A 20,791-nucleotide genomic window follows, 5' to 3' on the forward strand; every position below is an offset into this window, starting at 1 on the left:
CCCACTCCCCCACCATTTGTAATGCCCATGCAACACGAAGAACTATCTGCCTTAGAAGTCAGCTTTAACCAACTCATTGAAACTCTGCTGGATAAGAAAGAAGAAAGTGAACAATTCACTGTAAAACTCAGCAGTGAGCGCAGTCAATTTACTCGTTTCAATCATGCCAAGGTGCGACAAACAGGTTGTGTCGCTGATGGTTGGATTGAACTGACTTTGATGCAAAATCAGCGCAGTAGTTCTCAGCAGTTTCCATTTACTGGAAATTGCCAAGTAGATTGGCTCTTGGCATATAAAGCTTTGCAAGAACTACGTGACGAACTTCCCCAGTTACCCATAGATCGATATTTGGTATTACCATCAGCAACCAATACTAGTCGAGAAGTTCATTTGGGGAATTTATTGGCTAATGAAATGGTCGTGCCAAAGGTGCTGGAACTAGTTGCAGAATTAGATTTTGCGGGTATATACGCTGGAGGAGTTGTCATTAAAGCTTATGCCGATTCCAGTGGTCAAAAGCATTGGTTTAGTACTGATACTTTTACATTGGACTATTCTATATTCACGACCGAAGGACAAGCCGTTAAAGGAACTTTTGCTGGTAGTGATTGGAATCATGAAGCTTATGCAGCCAAAATCAACGATGCGAAAAGACAACTAAAATTACTTTCTCGTCCTGTCAAAGAATTACCACGCGGTCAGTACAAAACTTACTTTGCACCAGCAGCAGTTGCTGATTTATTGGTTATGCTTTCTTGGGGAGGAGTGAGTGAAGCTGATTTACAACAAGGCGGCAGTGCTTTAGCTTTACTGTGGCGCAACGAAAAGCAGTTGTCTAGCGCATTTAATGTGAAAGAAAACTTTCAACGAGGGTTGGTGCCGCGATTTAATGAATTGGGAGAAATGGCTGCACCAGAATTACCCGTCATAGAAAAGGGAGTTTTGGTAAATACCCTAGTCAATTCTCGCACTGCTAAGGAATATCAAAAAACTGCTAACGGCGCTAATGGTTATGAGGCTTTACGTGTGCCAGAAGTGAGTCCGGGTCATTTAAAACTTGAGGAAATTCTTCCTAGTTTAAAGACAGGATTGTATGTATCTAATTTACATTACTTGAATTGGAGCGATCGCCCCACTGGTCGAATTACAGGTATGACTCGTTATGCCTGTTTTTGGGTGGAAGGTGGCGAAATTCTCGCCCCTATTGAAAATTTGCGTTTTGATGAAAGTCTTTATCGGTTTTGGGGAGAAAATCTCGTAGATTTGACAAATTTCCAAGAATTCGTCCCTGAAGTAGGAACTTACGATAGTCGCCAACTAGGAGGCAGTATGGTTCCTGGTATGTTGGTAGAAGATTTTACTTATACATTGTAGTGAGACTACGCAAAGGCTTCTTTTGAGAAACCCGGTTATTAAGAGAAAAGGTGATTTGAAAACCTCCTTTCTGTATAAGAATTATGTGGAATTACTTATTTACAAAAGTAATAATGAAACCACAGATGCACACAGATGCACACAGATAAATCATCTGTGTTAATCTGTGTGCATCTGTGGTTCTAAATCTAATCATAAAATCCAAAATGTTTAGACCTCAACGCATTGAACCTGCTCCCGGACAAGAATCAGTGTGGGACTATCCCCGTCCGCCTCGGCTTGAGGAGACCAACAAACATATCCAAATTATCTTTAACGGTGTCACTCTTGCAGATACTCATCATGGCCAGCGTTTTTTAGAAACCAGCCACCCACCTAGTTACTACATCCCGCCTGAGGATATCAAAATGGAGTATCTCTTGCTCACACCACAATCTAGTTTTTGTGAGTGGAAGGGACGCGCTGGTTACTACACAATCCGTGTCGGTGAGAAAGAAGTCCAGAATGCTGCATGGTTTTATCCTGATCCCACACCCGCTTTTGCATCAATCAAGGAATATGTCGCTTTTTACGCTCACGTTATGGATGCTTGCTATGTCGATGGAGAAAAAGTGCAACCGCAACCAGGAAATTTTTATGGTGGTTGGGTAACTAGCGATATTGTTGGACCTTTCAAAGGTGCTCCCGGTTCTTGGGGATGGTGAGGTGAAAGCCTGTTTCTTTAGGACAAGAATGACAGTAGCTCTTGCAGGAAGCGATCGCCAAGTCTCAGCATACTTTTTTCTTTACTTGCCCGCACACACAGTCATTTTATGAGTTAAACGAATTCATCAAATTGGAATTATAGCAGTCCTAAATCATTTGTGACAAACCACTAACGCTCTTGGCGTTGGGGGCAATGGTGGTTTGCTTCTAACTTATTATCAAAATAACTCTGCGTTCAGGAGATTGGCTCAATGACTTAGTGAAATGAATCAGCAGACAGCCCAATTGAGAAAGCAAGGAGCCATTTTGTTTGCGGAAAACACAAAAATGAATGCGTGAATTACTGAAATGAGAAAACAATTAGGCAAATTGAGAAAGCAAGGAGCCATTTTGTTTGCGGAAAACACAAAAATGAATGCGTGAATTACTGAAATGAGAAAGCAATTAGGCAAATTGAGAAAGCAAGGAGCCATTTTGCTGATTGAATATAATCAAAACAATGCCTTCAGGAGATTAACACAATGACATATATCTCCCCAAAAACCCTCACCTTTGAAGATTTTCTCACCCAATACCGAGATAATCCCCGCTACGAACTGGCAGACGGAGAACTCATTGACATGGAACCCACAGGTCCCCACGAAACGGTGAGTGGCAAAGTTGCGACCCAAATTGGTATTTACCTTGTTGGAGAACAACTTCCCTGGTTTATTCCTCGCACTTGTTTAATTTACCCCTTTGCAGATGCTGCTACGGTTCGTCGTCCTGATGTCGTGATTCTTGATGAAACTGTTCTCCACCGTGAACCTCTTTGGGAGCGAGAACCTGTCATTACGCTGGGACGCTCGATTAAACTGGTGGTTGAAGTTGTTAGCACCAACTGGGAAACCGACTATGCTCGAAAAGTTGAGGAATATGCGCTCTTAGGTATTCCTGAATATTGGATTATAGATTATCGAGGATTGGGGGGTGTGGCATTTATTGGTAAAGCCAAACAACCAACCTTCACCGTCTGTCAATTGGTTGAAGATACCTATACTCAACAAAAATACCAATTAAATCAACCAATTAACTCACCGCTTTTGCCTGGTCTTCAACTTCGCTTAGATGGCATTTTGCCTCGTTGAGTGTTACAAAATGCTGAGAGGATGTTTGAAAAGTCCGTAAGGCAGTAAAAAAAGCCCTCAAGGCATAAGCTGTAAATAGATAGGTACAGCACCATTGAGAGCGATGAGTAAAGCTTACCCCAGCAACCTGACTCTAGATCAATTTGAACTGATTAGCGGGTTGATACCAACCCCCAAACCCGGTGGTCGTCCCCGTAATGGACTTGTGCAGTTGGATTGTGCAAGTAGTAGTGCGACCCAAAGAACGCAAGGGATTTGTCTTGCTGCCCAAGCGCTGGGTGGTGGAGCGAACCTTCGGTTGGCTAGTTTGGTGCCGGCGATTGAATAAAGACTACGAGCTACTCCCTGAAACAGCGCAGACATTTATCTACCTCGCTATGATCCGGATTATGGTAAAGCGATTGGCAGAAAATTTGCGCCCTCATAACTTTTCAAACATCCTCTTACGGTGGCTTCCGCCAAGCCAACTTCTGTTTGCACGCAAGTGTCCTCCTTGTCCCCCTTTATCTCCTACTCTCCCCAACTCCCCATTTGCAGTTCCTAGCAGATTACGAGAGCTACCAAAATTCCAAAAGCTGCAAGAAGTGAACGATAAATGCAATAATATAGGGCGTTTGTATAAGTTTTATATAGCAGCCCATCTTAGCCTAAAATTCACTGGGGAGCTAAGCATGGAGCGCCCATAATTCACTGTTAGCTGAGGAGTTTTGTTGTGGACTTATCCCGTATTCCTGCCCAACCTAAATCTGGTCTGATTAACGTTCTGATTGAAATTCCAGGCGGGAGTAAGAACAAATACGAATACGACAAAGAATTGCAAGCTTTTGCCCTAGACCGGGTACTTTATTCATCGGTACAGTACCCATATGACTATGGCTTTGTACCCAATACCTTGGCAGATGATGGCGATCCGCTCGATGGTATGGTGCTCATTGATGAGCCAACCTTCCCAGGGTGTGTCATTGCAGCAAGACCAATCGGTATGCTAGAGATGATAGACGGAGGCGATCGCGATGAGAAAATTCTTTGCGTTCCTGACAAAGATCCGCGCTACTCCTCTGTCAAATCCCTGAAAGACCTCGCACCACACCGACTCGATGAAATAGCAGAATTTTTCCGCACATATAAAAATTTGGAGAAAAAGGTGACAGAGATTCTTGGGTGGCAGGATGTTGATAAAGTCTTGCCTTTAGTGGAAAAGTGCATTAAAGCAGGTCGCTAAAAAGGCTGAGATTCAGATTCTGAAACCACCAGAGACATTTTCACTACCTAGAGCTAGTAAACAGTGAACAGTAATCAGTTGGTTATTGTCTAGACTGGTAACTGATGACTGATAACTGAAACTCAATGCAGCGCACGCTTCTTTTGGCAAAAATTCACAACTGCACGCTCACAGCGGCAAATATCAACTATGTAGGAAGTATCAGCATAGACCAACTTCTGTTGGATAAAGCTGGAATCTTACCATTCGAGCAGGTGTATGTCGTGAACGTTACCAATGGCGAGCGCTTCATCACCTATGCAATCTCAGCTCCAGCCAATTCAGGAGCAATTGAGTTAAATGGGGCGGCGGCACGTTTAGGCATTACCGGCGATCGCTTGATTATAATGTCTTATGGGCTGTTCACTGCGGAAGAGTTAAAAACACACTCTCCTACTGTGGTCATTGTGGACGAAAAAAACCGACTGTTAGAAGTGCGGCGTTACGATGATCTGCTCAGTAAGACCTAACCTCAAGAAATATGTCACATTTTGAGCTGTTGCCTCCTCAAAGCCACGTAATTCAAGAGCAACCCACTCAGCTTCTTAGCCAAGGGTCGGAATTTGTGGTGAAATTTTGGGGGGTGCGGGGTTTAATTCCCACACCAGCCAGCAACACCAGCCGATATGGGGGCAATACTGCTTGTGTAGAGATGCAGGTAGCCGGGAAACACTTGGTTTTTGATGGAGGTACTGGCTTACGCCTACTTGGAAAAAGTTGGCTGCAAAGACAGCCGATGTTAGAAGCCCATTTATTTTTTACCAACTCCCAATCAAATCGCATCCAAGGATTTCCCTTTTTTGCCCCCGCATTCATGCGCGAAAATTGCTTCCACATTTATGGGACAGCCGCATTAAATGGAGCTTCGATTAAACAATGCCTGTATGACCAAATGCTCCAGCCACACTTCCCTTATCCTTTACAGATGATGCAGTCTCAATTGCACTTCCATCATTTGACATCAGCTAAGGTTGTGAAGATTGATGATGTTACTATTACAACAGCAATTATTAATCACTATCAAAAATCAATTGGCTATCGAGTCTCTTGGAAAGAGCACAGTGTTGCCTATGTAACAGATTTGCCTAACAGAGCAACTGAAGTGGATCAAGGATGCATAGCACAATTTACAAAAGGCGTTGATTTACTCATTGCTAATGCAACCTATGCTCCCCCAGCTTCCCGCAATTATCATGACCCTGACTTCCACTGGGAAGCAGCCGTGGATTTGGCTAAAACTGTTGAAGTAAAACGGTTAGTCATATCTCATCATCACCCAGATGACCATGATGATTTTCTAGATCAAGTTCAGGTTGAAGTTAAATCTGTCTTTCCTAAAGCATTACTAGCTCGAGAAGGTTTAGTTGTACCTATTGTGTAATTAGTTGTTAATTCTTTCTAATAAATAATAAATAATAACTACTGGCTATCAACTAATTGTGAATCCTAATTCACGGACTGATTTAGTGCTTGCAGTTTTTTAGCAACCGCACCCATAGTTGAGGCAAATATAGCAATGCTGCCACTAGTAGCAAAAAAGGATCTGATAAAACCCTTACTTTATTGAACTTTTAGGTTTAAATAGTATTTAATAATAGTAGAGATTTTATCATAAGTTTACTAGATTTGACCCTGCTTTTGCAAGTGTAATCAAGTTTTCTATGTTATCTTTAGAAGAGTGAGAATTATTTTCGGCTGTGTGGCTAGTGTTGTAGTCGTCTCTCCGAATCTAATCTCTACACCCCTTGATTCTGGAGAGGTTCTATGTCAATTTTTGTCGGCAATCTATCTTATGATGTTGAAGAAGAAGACCTCAAAGAGGTCTTTTTAGAATATGGAACTGTTAAGAGAGTTCAAGTAGCTATAGACAGGGAAACTGGTCAAAAGAGAGGTTTTGCCTTTGTAGAAATGGGAACAGAGGCTGAAGAAACAGCGGCGATTGATGCTCTTGATGGCGCTGAATGGATGGGTCGTAACCTTAAAGTGAATAAAGCTAAGCCCAAGACAGAGGGAGGTTCGTCTGGTGGTAGACGGGGGGGAAACAATAGAGGAGGAGGAGGAGGAGGATACTCTCGACGCTACTAAGCTTGGAGATGAGTTATGTAGCGGCAAAAGGAGTCAGGCTTTTTGGGTTATCAGACTATCCCCTCGATTTATCCGTGGAGAAGGAGACTTGCTGTACCCAGCCAAGCTCCTTCTTTAAGTGTTTAATCCTAGACTAAAGGATTTAACTCTGGGGTCTGAAGGGCAGACTCTTTGTCTGCCCTTTTTTGCTCACGAGTTACTAATATTGTTTATATGCCAGTCATCAATTAATTCAACTTAATAGGAGAGAGAATGACCCAAATAGTTGTAGGCGAAAATGAAGGAATTGAGTCAGCCTTACGTCGATTTAAGCGACAAGTTTCCAAAGCGGGGATTTTTCCAGACCTCAAGAAACATCGTCACTTTGAAACGCCTCTGCAAAAACACAAACGCAAAGCAGTCGCCCGCTCAAAGCAGCGTAAGAGACACTTCCACTAAATAAGGATAACTATCTTGCTATGTGTTTTGTTCTGATGCCCCCCAAGGGGCTGTCATGTTGACATTAACTACAAAAGAAGTGATATCTGGTAACAAGCTGAGGAAGATGAGCCTTTTATGCAGGCTGAAACACTGCTCTAGACACTGAATTTACTGCCTGAGAAAGTTCTTGCAGTTTCTGAGCAACCATACCACTAGTTAACAATTCCTCAGCCTTGGCTACACCCTTGCGTAGATCAGAACAAATTCCACAACGCCACAGGTAAAACCCCCCATTCCACAAGGCTGTTTCCATGAGGTCGGAGGGTTTGCCATCCAATACCCCCCGCATATCAGCAATCATTTCTTCAGTGCTAGCGAGGGGTACATTCTTGGTAGTAAATCCATAATCACGAGGCGTTAAGTGCAACCGTTCTATCGGTACAATGCCTGTTTCATCCGGTGTTGGACTTGTGACTAGCCCGATAATAGCAGTGCGATCGCGGGGTAAATCGCAGCTCCCCTCCAACCCCTTCACCATTGTCAATTGTGTCACCCCTCGCAACGCCACAGTACCTTGGAACAATGCTTCTGTGGGAGGATGAACAAACCCAGCAACTATATGAGCATTTCCTGCATAAGGGCACCAGATGAGTTCCATTGTCGCCAAGGGCGGGCGCTTGCCAAGCTGGTCGCGGTACTCCCAGATCTTGTTAGTTAAGGGAAAATGCTGAGGAGTATAAACAAAGCCAATTCCAGTGTTCTCAAACACCCACTGAGTCTTCTCTAGTGACAGTCTAGTCCAATCAACTCCTAACCCCTGCCAAATCTCTACCAGTGGGACTCCGTACTTTGTGGGCAAACGATCTCCACCGTGCATAACCACTGGTTGTCCACTTGCTGCTAAGAGCAAAGCCGTTACGGGGCTGATGGGTGCTGTACGAGTCCTGCCATCATAAGGTACACCTAAAACTATCACTGGTCGTTCGCTGGCGACTGGTTGTAGTTTTGGTCCTAGTTCATCGTATGCATCCAACATTCCCGCTAACTCTTGGGCTGTTGGACGTTTGATGCGGTGAGCAATTAAAAACGCGCCAATTTGGGCAGGGGTTGCTTCTGCCTGCAGCATCATCTTGGTTGCTGTGGCTGCTTCAGCACGAGTTAAATTCTCCGCAGTATGCTCACCACTGCCTACCTTTTTTAATAAATCTCTAAATTCTTTGCTCATATTTTTGTCCTTTGTCATTTATCCTTTGTCAAAAGTTTATAATTTATAACAAATGACTAATGACTAATGACGAATTAGCTAACAAGCCGAGTGTGCAACAGAGTGAAATAGCGGTGGTACATTGTCCCTAACCAACTGCCAAAAGTGTTGAATGGGAGGAATCTGAAGTCGGTCTTGAGTCGTGACCATAACGACCTGGCGAGTCAAACTAGAACTGTTGGGTAAAGAACTATTATTGTTGCAGGCTAACGGACGAACTGCAAGGCTGGGATCAATACGTGCTTCAACTAATGCCGAATGCGGTAACATAGCCACAAGTTCTCCTTGGCGTACAACTCCCCGGAAAGCATCCAGGGTATTGACTTCTAAAGCCGCTTGCAGTGTGGCTTCTAAGCGATCAAATCTATCCTGGATCAAGCGTTGCATCCCGTAACCATCCTTAAATACAACTTGGGGATAACGAATTAACTCCGACCAAGGGATGCGTTCATATTGCGCTAGCGGGTGATTGTTCGCAACCAAAACTTCTATTGGTTCATCGTACAGCACTTCTACCATCATTTCTTTACTAGCTGTTAAGAAGCGATTATTCATCACTATTGCCAAATCCACTAGTCCATCTTTGAGGACTTTCAATGCCCGATCACTACCTAGTGATGTTACCCGCAATTGTACATGTGGATAATCATGACAAAATTTTTGCAAAACTGGTGGCAGGTAATAGGCACATAGCGAGTGAATCGCCGCTACACAAAGTTCTGGCTGCTTTCCTGCCAATAAATCAGCTATTTCCTGCGTAGCACTATGCCACTCTTGGCAAATTTTACGAGCGCGAGGCAGCAAGCGTTCACCCGCCAATGTCAGCTTTGCCTGACTCGTTCTGTGAAAGAGTTCCAACCCCAAATCTCCTTCCATAGCCTGAATTTGCCGACTGATAGTCGATTGGGTGACACCACATTTTCGTGCTGCTCGCTGAAAGCTGCCAGTTTCTGAGATCGCCAGAAAGGCTTGCAACTGCTCTAATCGCATGTTGATGTAGCCTGAATTACACTTAAGGCCTTCATTAAGTTAACGTACTTTCAATCGTGAATTAGTACTGTTTGTTACATCTCATTTTTGCTAAGAATTTTTTTTACAGTTATGATGTGTGTATCTCTTGCATTAAAATAAGTAGTTTCACTGTTTATTTCCCCGTATCTGCTACGAAAGAGTAGTAATTTTTCTCTTAAAAAACGTATAAACCAACACTATAAATTAATAAAATGTAACATATGACAGAAGTAGTCACCTTGAGGATACGCAGACAACAGACAAGGGGCTGTATCCCCATCACCCCTACTCCCCCCACTCTTTTTCGGGAGCTAATTTCCTCAGTGCAGCGCTTGCGTGTAGCCTCACTTGAGCATCTTGATCTGCCAACATCTCGATTAATGCATCAATTGCTTGCATTTTCCCTAACTGCCCCAAAGACAGGGCGATCGCACTTCTGATGCTGGCAATCTCAACTGCTGGATGGTTGTGCGGTAATATTTCTAGCAAAATTTCTGCTGCTTTGTCGGTTAACACCGAACCGCTGACTCGCCCCAAAACGGTCACAATTTCCTGCCATAGAGTCAGTGATTGTAGTTGATGAAGTGCTGTTTGCAGATACTCTAAGCTGGATAGTGTCCCTACCCAACTTAAAGCGCGGATAACTTCGAGTTGCAGCCGAATTGGTGTATTGGGCGACACCAAAACCTGAAATAATTGCTGTGCCGCAGCATCGCAACCCATCCTAGAAAGGGCGACTGCTGCAGCACAACAAACGTCTTGGTTAATGTCATAAAGCCTCGGTTGCAGTTTCGCCACCAAATCTAATGTTTCGCATAAGTCAGGGCGAACGCCCAAACCAAGTACAGCTTCCCGCCTAACTGGGGCAGCAACATCATTCAAAGCATTAAGAAGCACTGTTTGCACGCGGTCATCATGAAAGCTGCTGAGTGCTTCAATCGCTACAGCACGCACAGCAACTTGAGAATCTTGCACTACGCTCAACAGAGGTGTGATAGTTTCTTTTTGGCGAATGTAGGAGAGCATTTGAGTTGCTAACAGCCGAGTCTCTTCCTCTGCTAAAAGTTCTCTCAGGGGGGCAATAGCAACAGTACCCATTTGCCCCAGGGCAGCTGCGGCTATCTCCTTAAGTTCCTCACTTTCATTAGTTTTCAGTAATTCCACCAAAGACGCAATCGCATCTGGGTTTTTCAAATCCCCCAAAATCCGTGCTGCATAAGCGCGCAACTCTTCGTCTGCGTCTTCATTTTCTAAAATATCAATCAGGGGGGGGATGGCAATAGTTCCTAAGCGGGAGAACACCTTAGCAATTTCCCAACGTTGCTGAAAATCCCCTACGTCTAGAACTGAGAGTGCTAGTTGCAGCAGATGTTCTTGATTTTTAACTATCTCCAGATGTTCTGAATCCTCTTTTTGAGTCAACTGTTGCAAGCATTGAATCAGCAATGACCAATTAGCTGCATCGTATGCCGCCTGCGCTTGTACTAGAAGCTGATTGATGTTGTTCACAGTCTATTTGATTCCCAACTAGATTTGCTTCACCAGAACTATTTTGCCCTTCCTGTGTAAATTAACTGCAATTCCCGGAAATAGAGCGTTTTGCGTCCCTTCTGTGCTAATTTTTATGCAAAAATTGCATCAGTTTGATACATTTTCATCAACTTACCTAAAATTTCGTAACCAAATATACGATTTAAATGGCTTTGCAACCTTAAGGTAAGGATACAAAGAACAATTACACAATCTGCATCCAAACGGCGCAGAAACAGATTGTTCCTACAGGAATCTCATTTCATTTGTGAAATTTTGCGTTTGGGCTGTTAGTAGTTAGTTGGTAGTTGTTTCCCACTATCCACTATCCACTATCAGTCATAACAGGCAAGTTCACAATTCTGAACGGATTGCTGTGGCAAGTATGTAAACACCAAAAAATACACTTTTTTTCTACTATAGACCTCATAAACCCATAAAAACCAGGTGTTATGAGGTGACAAGTTGATGTTGAGCAACGACCTGCACAAGTTTTCTGGAATTAGCACTTTGCAATTGAGTTCAGCTCATGACAGACCCAGCAACTACCACCACAGCCAGCTTAAACAAGTTTGAGAAATTCAAGGCAGAAAAAGATGGACTTGCCGTTAAAGCGGAGATAGAAAAATTTGCCTCTCTTGGCTGGGAGGCTATGGATGAAACTGACCGCGACCATCGGCTAAAGTGGGTGGGCGTGTTTTTTCGTCCAGTCACTCCGGGTAAGTTTATGATGCGGATGCGGATGCCTAATGGTATTCTCAGTTGCGAGCAAATGCGCGTGCTAGCTGAAGTGGTGCAGCGTTACGGTGACGACGGCTGCGCTGATATTACTACCAGACAGAATATCCAACTGCGAGGCATCCGAATAGAAGATTTACCAAATATCTTTGATAAATTTCGTGCGGTTGGCTTAACTACCGTGCAGTCCGGGATGGATAATGTCCGCAACATTACAGGTGATCCAGTAGCAGGGTTAGATGCAGATGAATTGTTCGACACGCGAGAGTTGGTGCAACAAATTCAAGAGATGATCACCAACAATGGTGTTGGCAACCCTGAGTTTACCAACCTGCCACGCAAGTTTAACATTGCGATTACTGGTGGACGGGATAATTCAGTTCACGCAGAAATCAACGATTTGGCTTTCGTTCCCGCCTTCCAAAAGGAGAGGGGGAGTGGGGGAATAGGGGAAGGGGGGAAAGAATCTTCCTCACGTCGATTTGGGTTTAATGTTCTCGTCGGTGGGTTCTTTTCTGCCAAGCGCTGTGAGGCGGCTATTCCCTTAAATGCTTGGGTACCTCCAGAGGATGTCGTCGCTTTGTGCAGAGCAGTTTTAGAAGTTTTTCGTGACCACGGTTTACGCGCCAATCGGCAAAAATCCCGTTTGATGTGGTTAATTGACGAATGGGGAATAGAAAAGTTCCGCGCAGAAGTCGAAAAGCAACTTGGTAAGTCATTGATCAGCGCAGCAGCGCATGATGAAATCGACTGGGAAAAACGCGACCACATCGGGGTATACAAACAAAAACAACCAGGATTAAACTACGTAGGGCTGCACGTTCCTGTTGGTCGGTTGTATGCCGAGGATATGTTTGAAATTGCCCGTCTGGCGGAAGTTTACGGTAGCGGCGAAATCCGGTTCTCAGTTGAGCAAAACTTTTTGATCCCCAACATTCCTGACTCGCGACTGGCAACATTTTTAATAGACCCTCTGCTTAACAGGTTTACAATAAACCCCGCCCCATTGACAAGAGCGCTAGTCTCTTGCACAGGCGCGCAATTTTGTAACTTTGCCTTAATAGAAACTAAAAACCGCGCTTTGGCAATAATAAAAGCATTGGAAGCGGAAGTCGAACTCACTCATCCTGTGCGAATTCACTGGACCGGTTGCCCTAACTCCTGCGGACAGCCGCAAGTTGCAGATATCGGCTTGATGGGAACCAAAGCTCGCAAAAATGGTAAAGCTGTCGATGGGGTTGATATTTACATGGGCGGCAAAGTTGGCAAAGACGCACATTTGGGAATTTGTGTTACTAAAGGCATTCCCTGCGAAGACTTGCTACCAGTATTACGCGAACTGCTGATTGAACATTTTGGCGCACGCTTACGAGAAGCAGTCACAGTTTGAATGGGTAATGGGTTAGTAGTAAGCGCTCAAGCGCTTACTACGAGGCAAGTACCAATTTGGGCAATTGCACCATTGCCCGTGAGTTTACTTATGCAATTTTTCAATTTTTTGGGGAAGCTCAATGCTTAAAGGATTATTTTCATTCAACGGTCGCTATCGCATCTTGCATCTCTCTTGGCTTGCTTTCTTTCTCACCTTTGTTTGTTGGTTTAACTTTGCTCCCTTTGCGACAACCATTGGCAAGCAACTTAATCTGGCACCTGAGCAAATTAAAACTTTGGGCATCTGCAACCTTGCCCTGACAATTCCCGCGCGGCTGATCATTGGTATGCTTCTAGATCGTTTTGGTCCGAGGATTACCTACTCAATACTGCTGATTTTTACTGCTGTTCCCTGTTTTGCGACAGCGCTGTCGCAGAATTTTAACCATCTCGTCATCAGTCGTCTGCTGATGGGAATTGTTGGCGCTGGGTTTGTGGTAGGAATTCGGATGGTGTCGGAATGGTTTCCACCAAAGGAGATTGGAATTGCCCAAGGCATTTATGGCGGTTGGGGCAACTTTGGTGCTTTCGGGGCAGAGTTTACCCTACCGACAATTGCAGTTGCTGCTAGCTTTATGACTGGTGGCGCTTCTAACTGGCGGTTTGCGATCGCCCTCACAGGGATTATTGCTGCTATCTACGGCGTGATTTATTTCAACAGCGTCCAAGACACACCTCCTGGCAAAGTCTACAAGCGACCCAAGAAAAATGGTGCCCTGGAAGTGACCAGTGTCAAAAGTTTCTGGGCGATGATTGTCTCGAATTTTGGTTTAATTTTCGCCTTGGGTTTATTAGCTTGGCGCTTGGAGCAAAAGAATATTCATTTTTTAAATCTGACTCAAATGTATCTGGTTTGGGTGCTGTTAGCAGGATTGTTTGCTTACCAAACATATAAAGCTTGGCAGGTCAACAAAGAACTTCTGATTGGCAAAAAAACTTACGCTCCCTCCGAACGCTATCAGTTTAGTCAAGTTGCTTTACTTGAATTTACTTATGTAACTAACTTTGGTTCTGAACTTGCTGCCGTTTCCATGTTGCCTGCGTTTTTTGAAAAAACTTTTGGTTTAGAACACGTGATAGCTGGGATGATTGCCGCCACTTATCCCTTTTTAAACTTAATTTCTCGTCCCAGTGGAGGTTTAATTTCTGATAAATTTGGCTCCCGTAAATGGACAATGACTATTATCTCTGCTGGCATTGGAGTTAGCTATTTGATGGCACATTATATTAACGGCAGTTGGTCTCTTCCAGTCGCAATTGCCGTCACTATGCTTGCTGCCTACTTTGCTCAGGCTGGTTGCGGTGCAACCTACGGCATTGTACCCTTAATTAAAAAGGAAGCTACCGGACAAATTGCAGGCAATGTGGGAGCTTATGGGAATTTTGGAGCTGTCGTTTATCTGACAATTTTCAGCTTAACCGACGCACCAATGCTGTTTACCACAATGGGTATATCCGCTCTGATTTGTGCTTTTATGTGTGCCTTCTTCCTCAAAGAACCAAAGGATTCATTTGCTGCTGCCTATGAAGGTGAACAGCCAGAAACCGCAACTCAAAAACCCACAATCTTAGCAGAAGAATAAAATGAAATAAGGGTTATTAGAACCGCAGATAAACGCAGATAAACGCAGATAAAACATCTGTGTTTATCTGTGTTCATCTGTGGTTTATTATTCCAAACTACTCTTTTTTAGAAGAGTCACCAAAAACATGATTTTGTACGCGTTGAATACAAGTGATTTTCCTTAATAAAAATAATTAATGGTTGAAATAAATCCCATCATAAAAATAGGTTAATAAAATAATAAAACATGAGCTTCTGTATCAGGAAAAACATTTTTTATAGCAATTTTAATATTTAATCAAGTAGAAATACCTTAGCAAAGACTAGTTAACAATAAGCTAACTAGATTAAGTAAAACTGAAACCTTAAAGTTTCAGTTTTTTTCAACCAGAATCTCCAGAATTTTGCCAGTGCTATCAACTGAATAAACAAGGTTTAAAAACATAGTAATTAGCTGGAACGGCTCTTTTACAAACCAAACATTTAAACAATTTATGAACATGGTGCAGTTACCATGACTGAAATTACCAAAACCCTCTGTCCTTACTGTGGTGTTGGCTGTGGACTAGAAGTTTCTCCGCCAGCGCAACTAGGCAAAGCGACTCATCGAGATAGCCAAGGAAATCCAATTTGGCGGGTGAGAGGCGACAAAGCGCATCCATCGAGTCAGGGCATGATTTGCGTCAAAGGCGCGACGATCGCAGAGTCGTTAGACAAAAACAGACTCCACTACCCAATGGTACGAGACTCTTTGGATCAGGAGTTTCGGCGCGTCAGTTGGGATGAAGCTTTTAATATCATCGTCAAACGCATTCAAACCGTGCGCTTTACCACTGGACCAGAAGCCATATGTATGTATGGTTCTGGGCAGTTTCAAACCGAAGACTACTACATAGCTCAAAAACTCCTCAAAGGGTGTCTGAGGAGCAATAATTTTGATGCTAACTCGCGCTTATGTATGTCCAGTGCTGTGGCTGGCTACATTCAAAGCTTTGGCGCGGATGGTCCCCCATGCTGTTATGAAGACTTAGAGTTAACTGACTGTGCGTTTTTAATTGGCACCAATACGGCTGAATGTCACCCGATTCTTTTCAACAGATTGGAGAAGTACCACAAAAAGAACCGCAAAGTCAAAATGATTGTGGTCGATCCCCGTCGGACACAGACCGCAGAAGCCGCTGACCTCCATTTAGCCATTCGTCCTGGTACAGATATCGACTTGTTGAACGGTATCGCTCACTTGTTGATGCGTTGGGGTTACATAGATACTTTGTTTATGGACGACTGTACCAGCAATTTTCCTGCATACGCTGAGGTGATTCGCCACTATCCTCCCGAAGTGGTGGCTCGTCAATGTGGGATCAGCATTGAAGATTTAGAAACAGCAGCCAAGTACTGGGGTCAATCTAAACGGGTGCTTTCTCTGTGGTCAATGGGTGTCAATCAATCCTCAGAAGGCACGGCTAAGGTGAGAACTATTATTAACCTGCACCTGATGACCGGACAAATTGGCAAGCCAGGCGCAGGACCTTTCTCCCTCACAGGTCAGCCAAACGCTATGGGAGGAAGGGAAGCTGGAGGTTTATCGCACTTATTACCTGGTTATCGGGTGGTGAAAAACCCTCAACACCGCGCGGAAGTTGAGCAGATTTGGGGGCTTAAGCCAGGACAAATTTCGCCCAATCCAGGTCTGACCGCTTGGGACATGATTGTTGGGCTGGAAAATGGAACTGTGGGGTTACTGTGGGTTGCAGCAACGAATCCTGCTGTAAGTATGCCGGATTTGGAGAGGACTAAGAGGGCGTTGTTGCGATCGCCTTTTACCATCTACCAAGACGCCTACTACCCCACAGAAACCGCTGCTTATGCTCACGTTCTGCTACCAGCTGCGCAATGGAGTGAGAAAACTGGTGTCATGACCAATTCGGAACGAGTGGTAACGCTATGTCCAGCATTTCGTCAACCTCCTGGAGAAGCTAAAGCAGATTGGGAAATCTTTGCAGAAGTTGGTCGCAGGCTTGGTTTTGTCCAAGAGTTTGCCTTTGCCAACTCATCTGAAGTTTACGCTGAGTTTGTCAAACTGACTCGCGATCGCCCTTGCAATATGACGGGTATCAGTCACGAGCAATTACGGGCGCAAGGTCCCACTCAGTGGCCCCACCCGGAAGAGGGAGGTGGGGAAGATGAGGGAGCAGTTTCGCCTCCTCATCCTCCTCATCCCCCTCACTCCAAAAGGCTTTACACAGATTTGCGCTTTCATACCCCAGATGGACGCGCTCGCTTTGCAGCATATCACTCGCGGGGATTGGCAGAACCACCAGATCCTAATTATCCTTTTGTCCTGACGAATGGGCGACTTTATGGGCATTGGCACACCCAGACACGTACCGGTCGAATTGAAAAAACTCGCTCCTTGCATCCCGAACCGTTTATTGAGATTCATCCCCGTGATGCTGCTGGGTTGGGAATTGCAGAAAATCAGTTGGTGGAAGTGCGATCGCGTCGGGGAAAAGCTAGGTTCCCAGCAAAAGTGACAAGAGCAATTGCTCCCGGTACGGTGTTTGTCCCAATGCACTGGGGTACGCTTTGGGCAGACAATGCCGAAGCCAACGCCCTCACTCATCCAGAATCTTGCCCTGGCTCTGGGCAACCGGAATTAAAAGCTTGTGCGGTACAGTTAGTGCCAGTTACTGTTGAGTTAAAAGTTAATGATTATCAACTGCAACCCTTAGAATGGTAAGCTGCTGGGTATTAGGGATTGGGGGCATGGGGATTAGGAAAGTAAAAATTAAAAAACTCTTTCTTTTGCCTGTTAACTTTTGACTTTGGCAGTTCCCAGTGCCCAGTCCCGATTACTCTAGAATGGGGTGCGGCAGATGAGAAAAATACTCAAGCGAATTACAGAAGCCAACAAGGATGAGAACTTTATGCACCTCATTGAAAATATAGAGGTGATAGTTTCCAAAGTTCTATCTCTTTTGATGGTGCTGGTAATTTTGGTATCAATTGCGGATTTAGCAGTTTTTCTGTTTAAAGAATTATTTGTTACATCATATGGGAAGTTTAATATAACATTGTATAAAGTTTTTGGTTTATTTTTGAATATTTTAATTGCTTTAGAAATTTTAGAAAATATCACTGGTTATCTCAAAAAACACGTTTTACAAGTTGAATTAGTTATTGTTACTTCCCTAATTGCTGTAGCTAGAAAAATTATTATTCTTGATTTAGAAAAAGTGACAGGGATTGATATCATTGGTCTAGGAATTGCCATTCTCGCCTTATCAATTAGTTATTTGATAATTCGTACTAGTAATAAATAAACATATCAAATAATAAATAGAATACTATGGTAGAGTTTTTTCAATTTGAAGCGGATTTTGTTGATTCCCTGCGTTGTATTCCTATGCAGGTGAGATGCAAACTTGATACTTCTGGCATCAAGTTAAAGTTATCTGATTGGAGCCATTTGACTATAGGTGAGCGTGAAGCTTTGGTCCAATTACCTTGCACTACGGAAGCCGAAATTCAAGCATACAAAGAATATCTTCAGAATCTAATTCTACAACATACTGGTACACTACCTGCCCCGCTGCCCATTGAACCGCATCCCGCGTGGGCGGATGCTAACACTGTCCCAATCAATATTCAGGAAAAAGCCCAAGAATTTAATGTCACCCTTTCGCCTCAACAGTGGGCAGAATTAACTCCCTTACAACGTTTTGCCCTGATTAAACTTAGCCGTCCTGGACATGAAAATCAAAATTTTCCCAAAGCTTTGAAGGAATTTCATTTGCTTTGATTAGTCATTGGTAAGACATATGGTTGAGTGCAAAACTTTTAAATACGTTACAATTCTTTCATACTACTTATTTAGGTAGTATTTTACACTGCGAAAAGTATTGCCATTTGAAAAAAATTTTAGGATATTACATCTAACACATCCAAATACAAATTATTATTTACTAATAATTTATGACTAATATGACTAAAAAAAATGGCAGCTAAAAAAATTTTGATGCTCGTTGGGGACTATGTAGAAGACTACGAGGTAATGGTTCCCTTCCAAGCTTTGCAAATGGTGGGACATACGGTTCATGCAGTTTGTCCGGATAAAAAAGCTGGAGAAAAAGTGAGAACTGCTGTCCACGATTTTGAAGGGGACCAAACTTACAGCGAAAAACCTGGTCACAATTTTACTCTCAATGCCTCTCTTGCGGAGGTTAAAGCAGAAACATATGATGCCTTGGTCATTCCTGGAGGACGCGCACCTGAATATATTCGCCTCAATAGCAAGGTGCTAGAAATCACCCGCCACTTTGCCCACGCAAACAAACCCATTGCTGCTATTTGCCACGGTTTGCAGTTATTGGCTGCGGCTGATGTTCTGCAAGGTAAGAAGTGTACTGCTTACCCTGCCTGTAGTCCCGATGTGTGGCGTGCAGGCGGCACCTACATGGATGTCCCAGCCGATGAGGTCGTCGTTGATGGTAATTTAGTAACAGCACCAGCGTGGCCTGCTCATCCCCTTTGGTTGGCAGAATTTCTCAAGCTACTTGGCACGAAGATTGAGCATCTGGAAATGGCTGCTGCTCTTTAGTTTTGACAAGGACAAGGCAGAAGTACCTAAGCGATATTTCTTCAGCATAGCTGCCTTTTCTTAAATTATGTAAACTCTGGGTTTATTTTGATTTTTTTAATTTCTCATTGATAAGCAGTGACTGAAGCTATAGTGGATTTAGCAATTCTGCTGTTGTGGCTACGGTTAAGTCCTACTGCCAAATTGTTTTAAGAAATAGTTTAGAAACACCCTGTAACTTGATGACAGGCAAAAACGCAAGACAGAATGCAATCCTGCGGCAAGTGTCTGGTATTGGAGCGTCTTTTGGAGCAGAAACTAGCTACTCGCTGCTCCCCAGTCAAGAGGTAGTCATTGGACGTGATCCCAGCTGCCAACTTGTGTTGGATGCCATGTTATACCGCATGGTCTCTCGTCGTCATGCGGCGGTTCGTCCTCTCTCTTCATCCCCAGATGCGGAAGATAGTTGGTTAATCTGTGATTTGAATAGTGCCAATGGCACCTACTTGAACGGACAACGGTTGCAGGGTTGTCAGCAATTGATGAGCGGAGATTACATTACTCTGGGTCATGATGGTCCACAATTTGTTTTTGAGTGTGAACTCAACTATCAACAAGCGACTGCGATCGCCCCAGCAGCAGCTATACCGCTTCCCCCAGCGAATAGTTATCCAACACCAACCTCGGCGTATTATCAACCTCCCCCAAAACCACCAGATTCTTTGAGCTTCACTCAGCTGTTTCCCATTATTTCTACTGGCAAGGATTTAACTCGTAAAGCTTACCTGATCCCGGGAATGCTCACAGTTATCTTTGTGGTCCTGATGTTTGCTACAGTCGGTCAACCACAAGCAAATCAAGTCATTGTCGCCATTTATATCGCTTCCGCTGCTTACTACTTTATTTACCAGTTATGTGGTAAGCCAAAGCCTTGGTGGGTGCTGTTTGCGTCGGCGTTGGCGACGTCGGTGATTTTGCTCACTCCCGTATTAGACTTGTTTATCTTTGTGTTTCGCGTTCTCTTACCGGGGAGCCAGCCTTCAGAACAGGAATCTATCACCTTCACAGAGTTGCTGATGCGAATGTTTTTTGGCGCAGGCTTGATGGAGGAATTACTGAAGGCAATACCTGTACTCGCGGCGTTTCTCATTGGTAAGGGACTACGCTCGCCGTGGCGGGAACGTATCGGTGTCGCCGAACCTCTTGATGGTATTCTGCTGGGAACGGCTTCTGCTGTAGGCTTTACCCTATTAGAAACGCTGGGACAATATGTGCCAACTATTACTCAAAGTGTTTCAGCACAGTCGGGATTAGGAACTGGTCAACTTGTGGGTTTGCAACTACTGATTCCACGAATTCTCGGTTCTGTTGCCGGACACATGGCTTACAGTGGATATCTGGGATATTTTATCGGGTTAGCTGTACTTAAGCCTTCTAAAAGTTGGCAGATTTTGCTAGTTGGTTATCTGACAGCAGCCGGACTACACGCTTTGTGGAACGTAACGGGAGTGATCAACGGTTTGCTGTTGGTGATTGTTGGGGTGCTATCTTACGCCTTTTTGATGGCAGCTATTCTTAAAGCTAGGGCGCTTTCACCAAACCGATCACAAAATTTCGCTACCCGTTTTCTCGGTCCTAAGTAAAGAGTGCGAGGAGATGAGGAAGATCAGGGAGATAACAGGACGAATGATTCATTCATCAT

The 20,791-nt window shown here is 44.0% G+C and carries 18 protein-coding genes and 1 pseudogene; 16 read left to right on the top strand and 3 right to left on the bottom strand.

The window, feature by feature from the left end; genetic code table 11:
- Nucleotides 1-27 precede the first annotated feature (27 nt).
- The 9 genes and pseudogenes from MAS10914_RS0107950 (at nt 28) to rpsU (ending at nt 6,990) form a co-directional block, all read left to right on the top strand.
- Nucleotides 28-1,374: a TldD/PmbA family protein gene (locus MAS10914_RS0107950; protein WP_017315388.1), complete on the top strand. Its 1,347-nt coding sequence runs from the start codon at nt 28-30 to the stop codon at nt 1,372-1,374.
- A gap of 206 nt (nt 1,375-1,580) precedes the next feature.
- Nucleotides 1,581-2,078, top strand: coding sequence for a DUF427 domain-containing protein (locus MAS10914_RS0107955; RefSeq protein WP_017315389.1), 498 nt, complete (start codon nt 1,581-1,583; stop codon nt 2,076-2,078).
- A gap of 522 nt (nt 2,079-2,600) precedes the next feature.
- Nucleotides 2,601-3,206: a Uma2 family endonuclease gene (locus MAS10914_RS0107965; protein WP_017315390.1), complete on the top strand. Its 606-nt coding sequence runs from the start codon at nt 2,601-2,603 to the stop codon at nt 3,204-3,206.
- A gap of 242 nt (nt 3,207-3,448) precedes the next feature.
- Nucleotides 3,449-3,613: pseudogene (locus MAS10914_RS29800) on the top strand (transposase); the annotation flags it as partial.
- Between the two features lie 305 nt (nt 3,614-3,918).
- Nucleotides 3,919-4,428, top strand: a complete 510-nt coding sequence (locus MAS10914_RS0107975; protein WP_017315393.1) for an inorganic diphosphatase — start codon at nt 3,919-3,921, stop codon at nt 4,426-4,428.
- A gap of 125 nt (nt 4,429-4,553) precedes the next feature.
- Entirely contained in the window at nt 4,554-4,937 is a 384-nt protein-coding gene (panD, locus tag MAS10914_RS0107980) for an aspartate 1-decarboxylase (protein WP_017315394.1), read from the top strand.
- 11 nt (nt 4,938-4,948) lie between these two features.
- Nucleotides 4,949-5,848 (top strand): MBL fold metallo-hydrolase, encoded by a 900-nt coding sequence (locus MAS10914_RS0107985; RefSeq protein WP_017315395.1) that lies wholly within the window; start codon nt 4,949-4,951, stop codon nt 5,846-5,848.
- Nucleotides 5,849-6,231: 383 nt separating this feature from the next.
- Nucleotides 6,232-6,552 (top strand): RNA recognition motif domain-containing protein, encoded by a 321-nt coding sequence (locus tag MAS10914_RS0107990; protein WP_017315396.1) that lies wholly within the window; start codon nt 6,232-6,234, stop codon nt 6,550-6,552.
- Nucleotides 6,553-6,804: 252 nt separating this feature from the next.
- Complete coding sequence (gene rpsU, locus MAS10914_RS0107995) at nt 6,805-6,990, top strand: 30S ribosomal protein S21 (RefSeq protein WP_017315397.1); 186 nt, start codon at nt 6,805-6,807, stop codon at nt 6,988-6,990.
- Nucleotides 6,991-7,105: 115 nt separating this feature from the next.
- On the opposite strand, the gene MAS10914_RS0108000 is transcribed toward rpsU, so the two are convergent.
- From MAS10914_RS0108000 to MAS10914_RS0108010, 3 genes are all read right to left on the bottom strand, one after another.
- Nucleotides 7,106-8,197, bottom strand: a complete 1,092-nt coding sequence (locus MAS10914_RS0108000; protein ID WP_033365708.1) for an anthranilate phosphoribosyltransferase family protein — start codon at nt 8,195-8,197, stop codon at nt 7,106-7,108.
- 78 nt (nt 8,198-8,275) lie between these two features.
- Nucleotides 8,276-9,226: a LysR family transcriptional regulator gene (locus MAS10914_RS0108005; protein WP_017315399.1), complete on the bottom strand. Its 951-nt coding sequence runs from the start codon at nt 9,224-9,226 to the stop codon at nt 8,276-8,278.
- Between the two features lie 306 nt (nt 9,227-9,532).
- On the bottom strand, nt 9,533-10,756 hold the full coding sequence (locus MAS10914_RS0108010; protein WP_017315400.1) for a HEAT repeat domain-containing protein: 1,224 nt from the start codon (nt 10,754-10,756) through the stop codon (nt 9,533-9,535).
- Nucleotides 10,757-11,306: 550 nt separating this feature from the next.
- Here MAS10914_RS0108010 and MAS10914_RS0108015 point away from each other — a divergent pair.
- The 7 genes from MAS10914_RS0108015 (at nt 11,307) to MAS10914_RS0108055 (ending at nt 20,732) form a co-directional block, all read left to right on the top strand.
- The gene (locus MAS10914_RS0108015) at nt 11,307-12,905 is read left to right on the top strand and encodes a ferredoxin--nitrite reductase (RefSeq protein WP_017315401.1); all 1,599 of its coding nucleotides are present in this window, start codon (nt 11,307-11,309) and stop codon (nt 12,903-12,905) included.
- 121 nt (nt 12,906-13,026) lie between these two features.
- Complete coding sequence (locus MAS10914_RS0108025) at nt 13,027-14,529, top strand: NarK family nitrate/nitrite MFS transporter (RefSeq protein WP_017315403.1); 1,503 nt, start codon at nt 13,027-13,029, stop codon at nt 14,527-14,529.
- A gap of 495 nt (nt 14,530-15,024) precedes the next feature.
- Nucleotides 15,025-17,250 carry a molybdopterin oxidoreductase family protein gene (locus MAS10914_RS0108035; RefSeq protein ID WP_017315405.1) on the top strand — a complete coding sequence of 742 codons (2,226 nt, stop codon included), beginning with the start codon at nt 15,025-15,027 and terminating at the stop codon, nt 17,248-17,250.
- Nucleotides 17,251-17,386: 136 nt separating this feature from the next.
- Nucleotides 17,387-17,833, top strand: coding sequence for a phosphate-starvation-inducible PsiE family protein (locus MAS10914_RS0108040; protein WP_017315406.1), 447 nt, complete (start codon nt 17,387-17,389; stop codon nt 17,831-17,833).
- A 26-nt stretch (nt 17,834-17,859) separates the two neighbouring features.
- Nucleotides 17,860-18,312, top strand: coding sequence for a nitrate reductase associated protein (locus tag MAS10914_RS0108045; protein WP_017315407.1), 453 nt, complete (start codon nt 17,860-17,862; stop codon nt 18,310-18,312).
- Nucleotides 18,313-18,507: 195 nt separating this feature from the next.
- On the top strand, nt 18,508-19,110 hold the full coding sequence (locus MAS10914_RS0108050) for a DJ-1/PfpI family protein (protein WP_017315408.1): 603 nt from the start codon (nt 18,508-18,510) through the stop codon (nt 19,108-19,110).
- Nucleotides 19,111-19,331: 221 nt separating this feature from the next.
- Complete coding sequence (locus tag MAS10914_RS0108055) at nt 19,332-20,732, top strand: PrsW family glutamic-type intramembrane protease (RefSeq protein ID WP_017315409.1); 1,401 nt, start codon at nt 19,332-19,334, stop codon at nt 20,730-20,732.
- The last annotated feature ends 59 nt before the right edge of the window (nt 20,733-20,791 follow it).

It is taken from the genome of Mastigocladopsis repens PCC 10914 (genome assembly GCF_000315565.1).
GTDB classification, from domain to species: Bacteria; Cyanobacteriota; Cyanobacteriia; order Cyanobacteriales; family Nostocaceae; genus Mastigocladopsis; species Mastigocladopsis repens.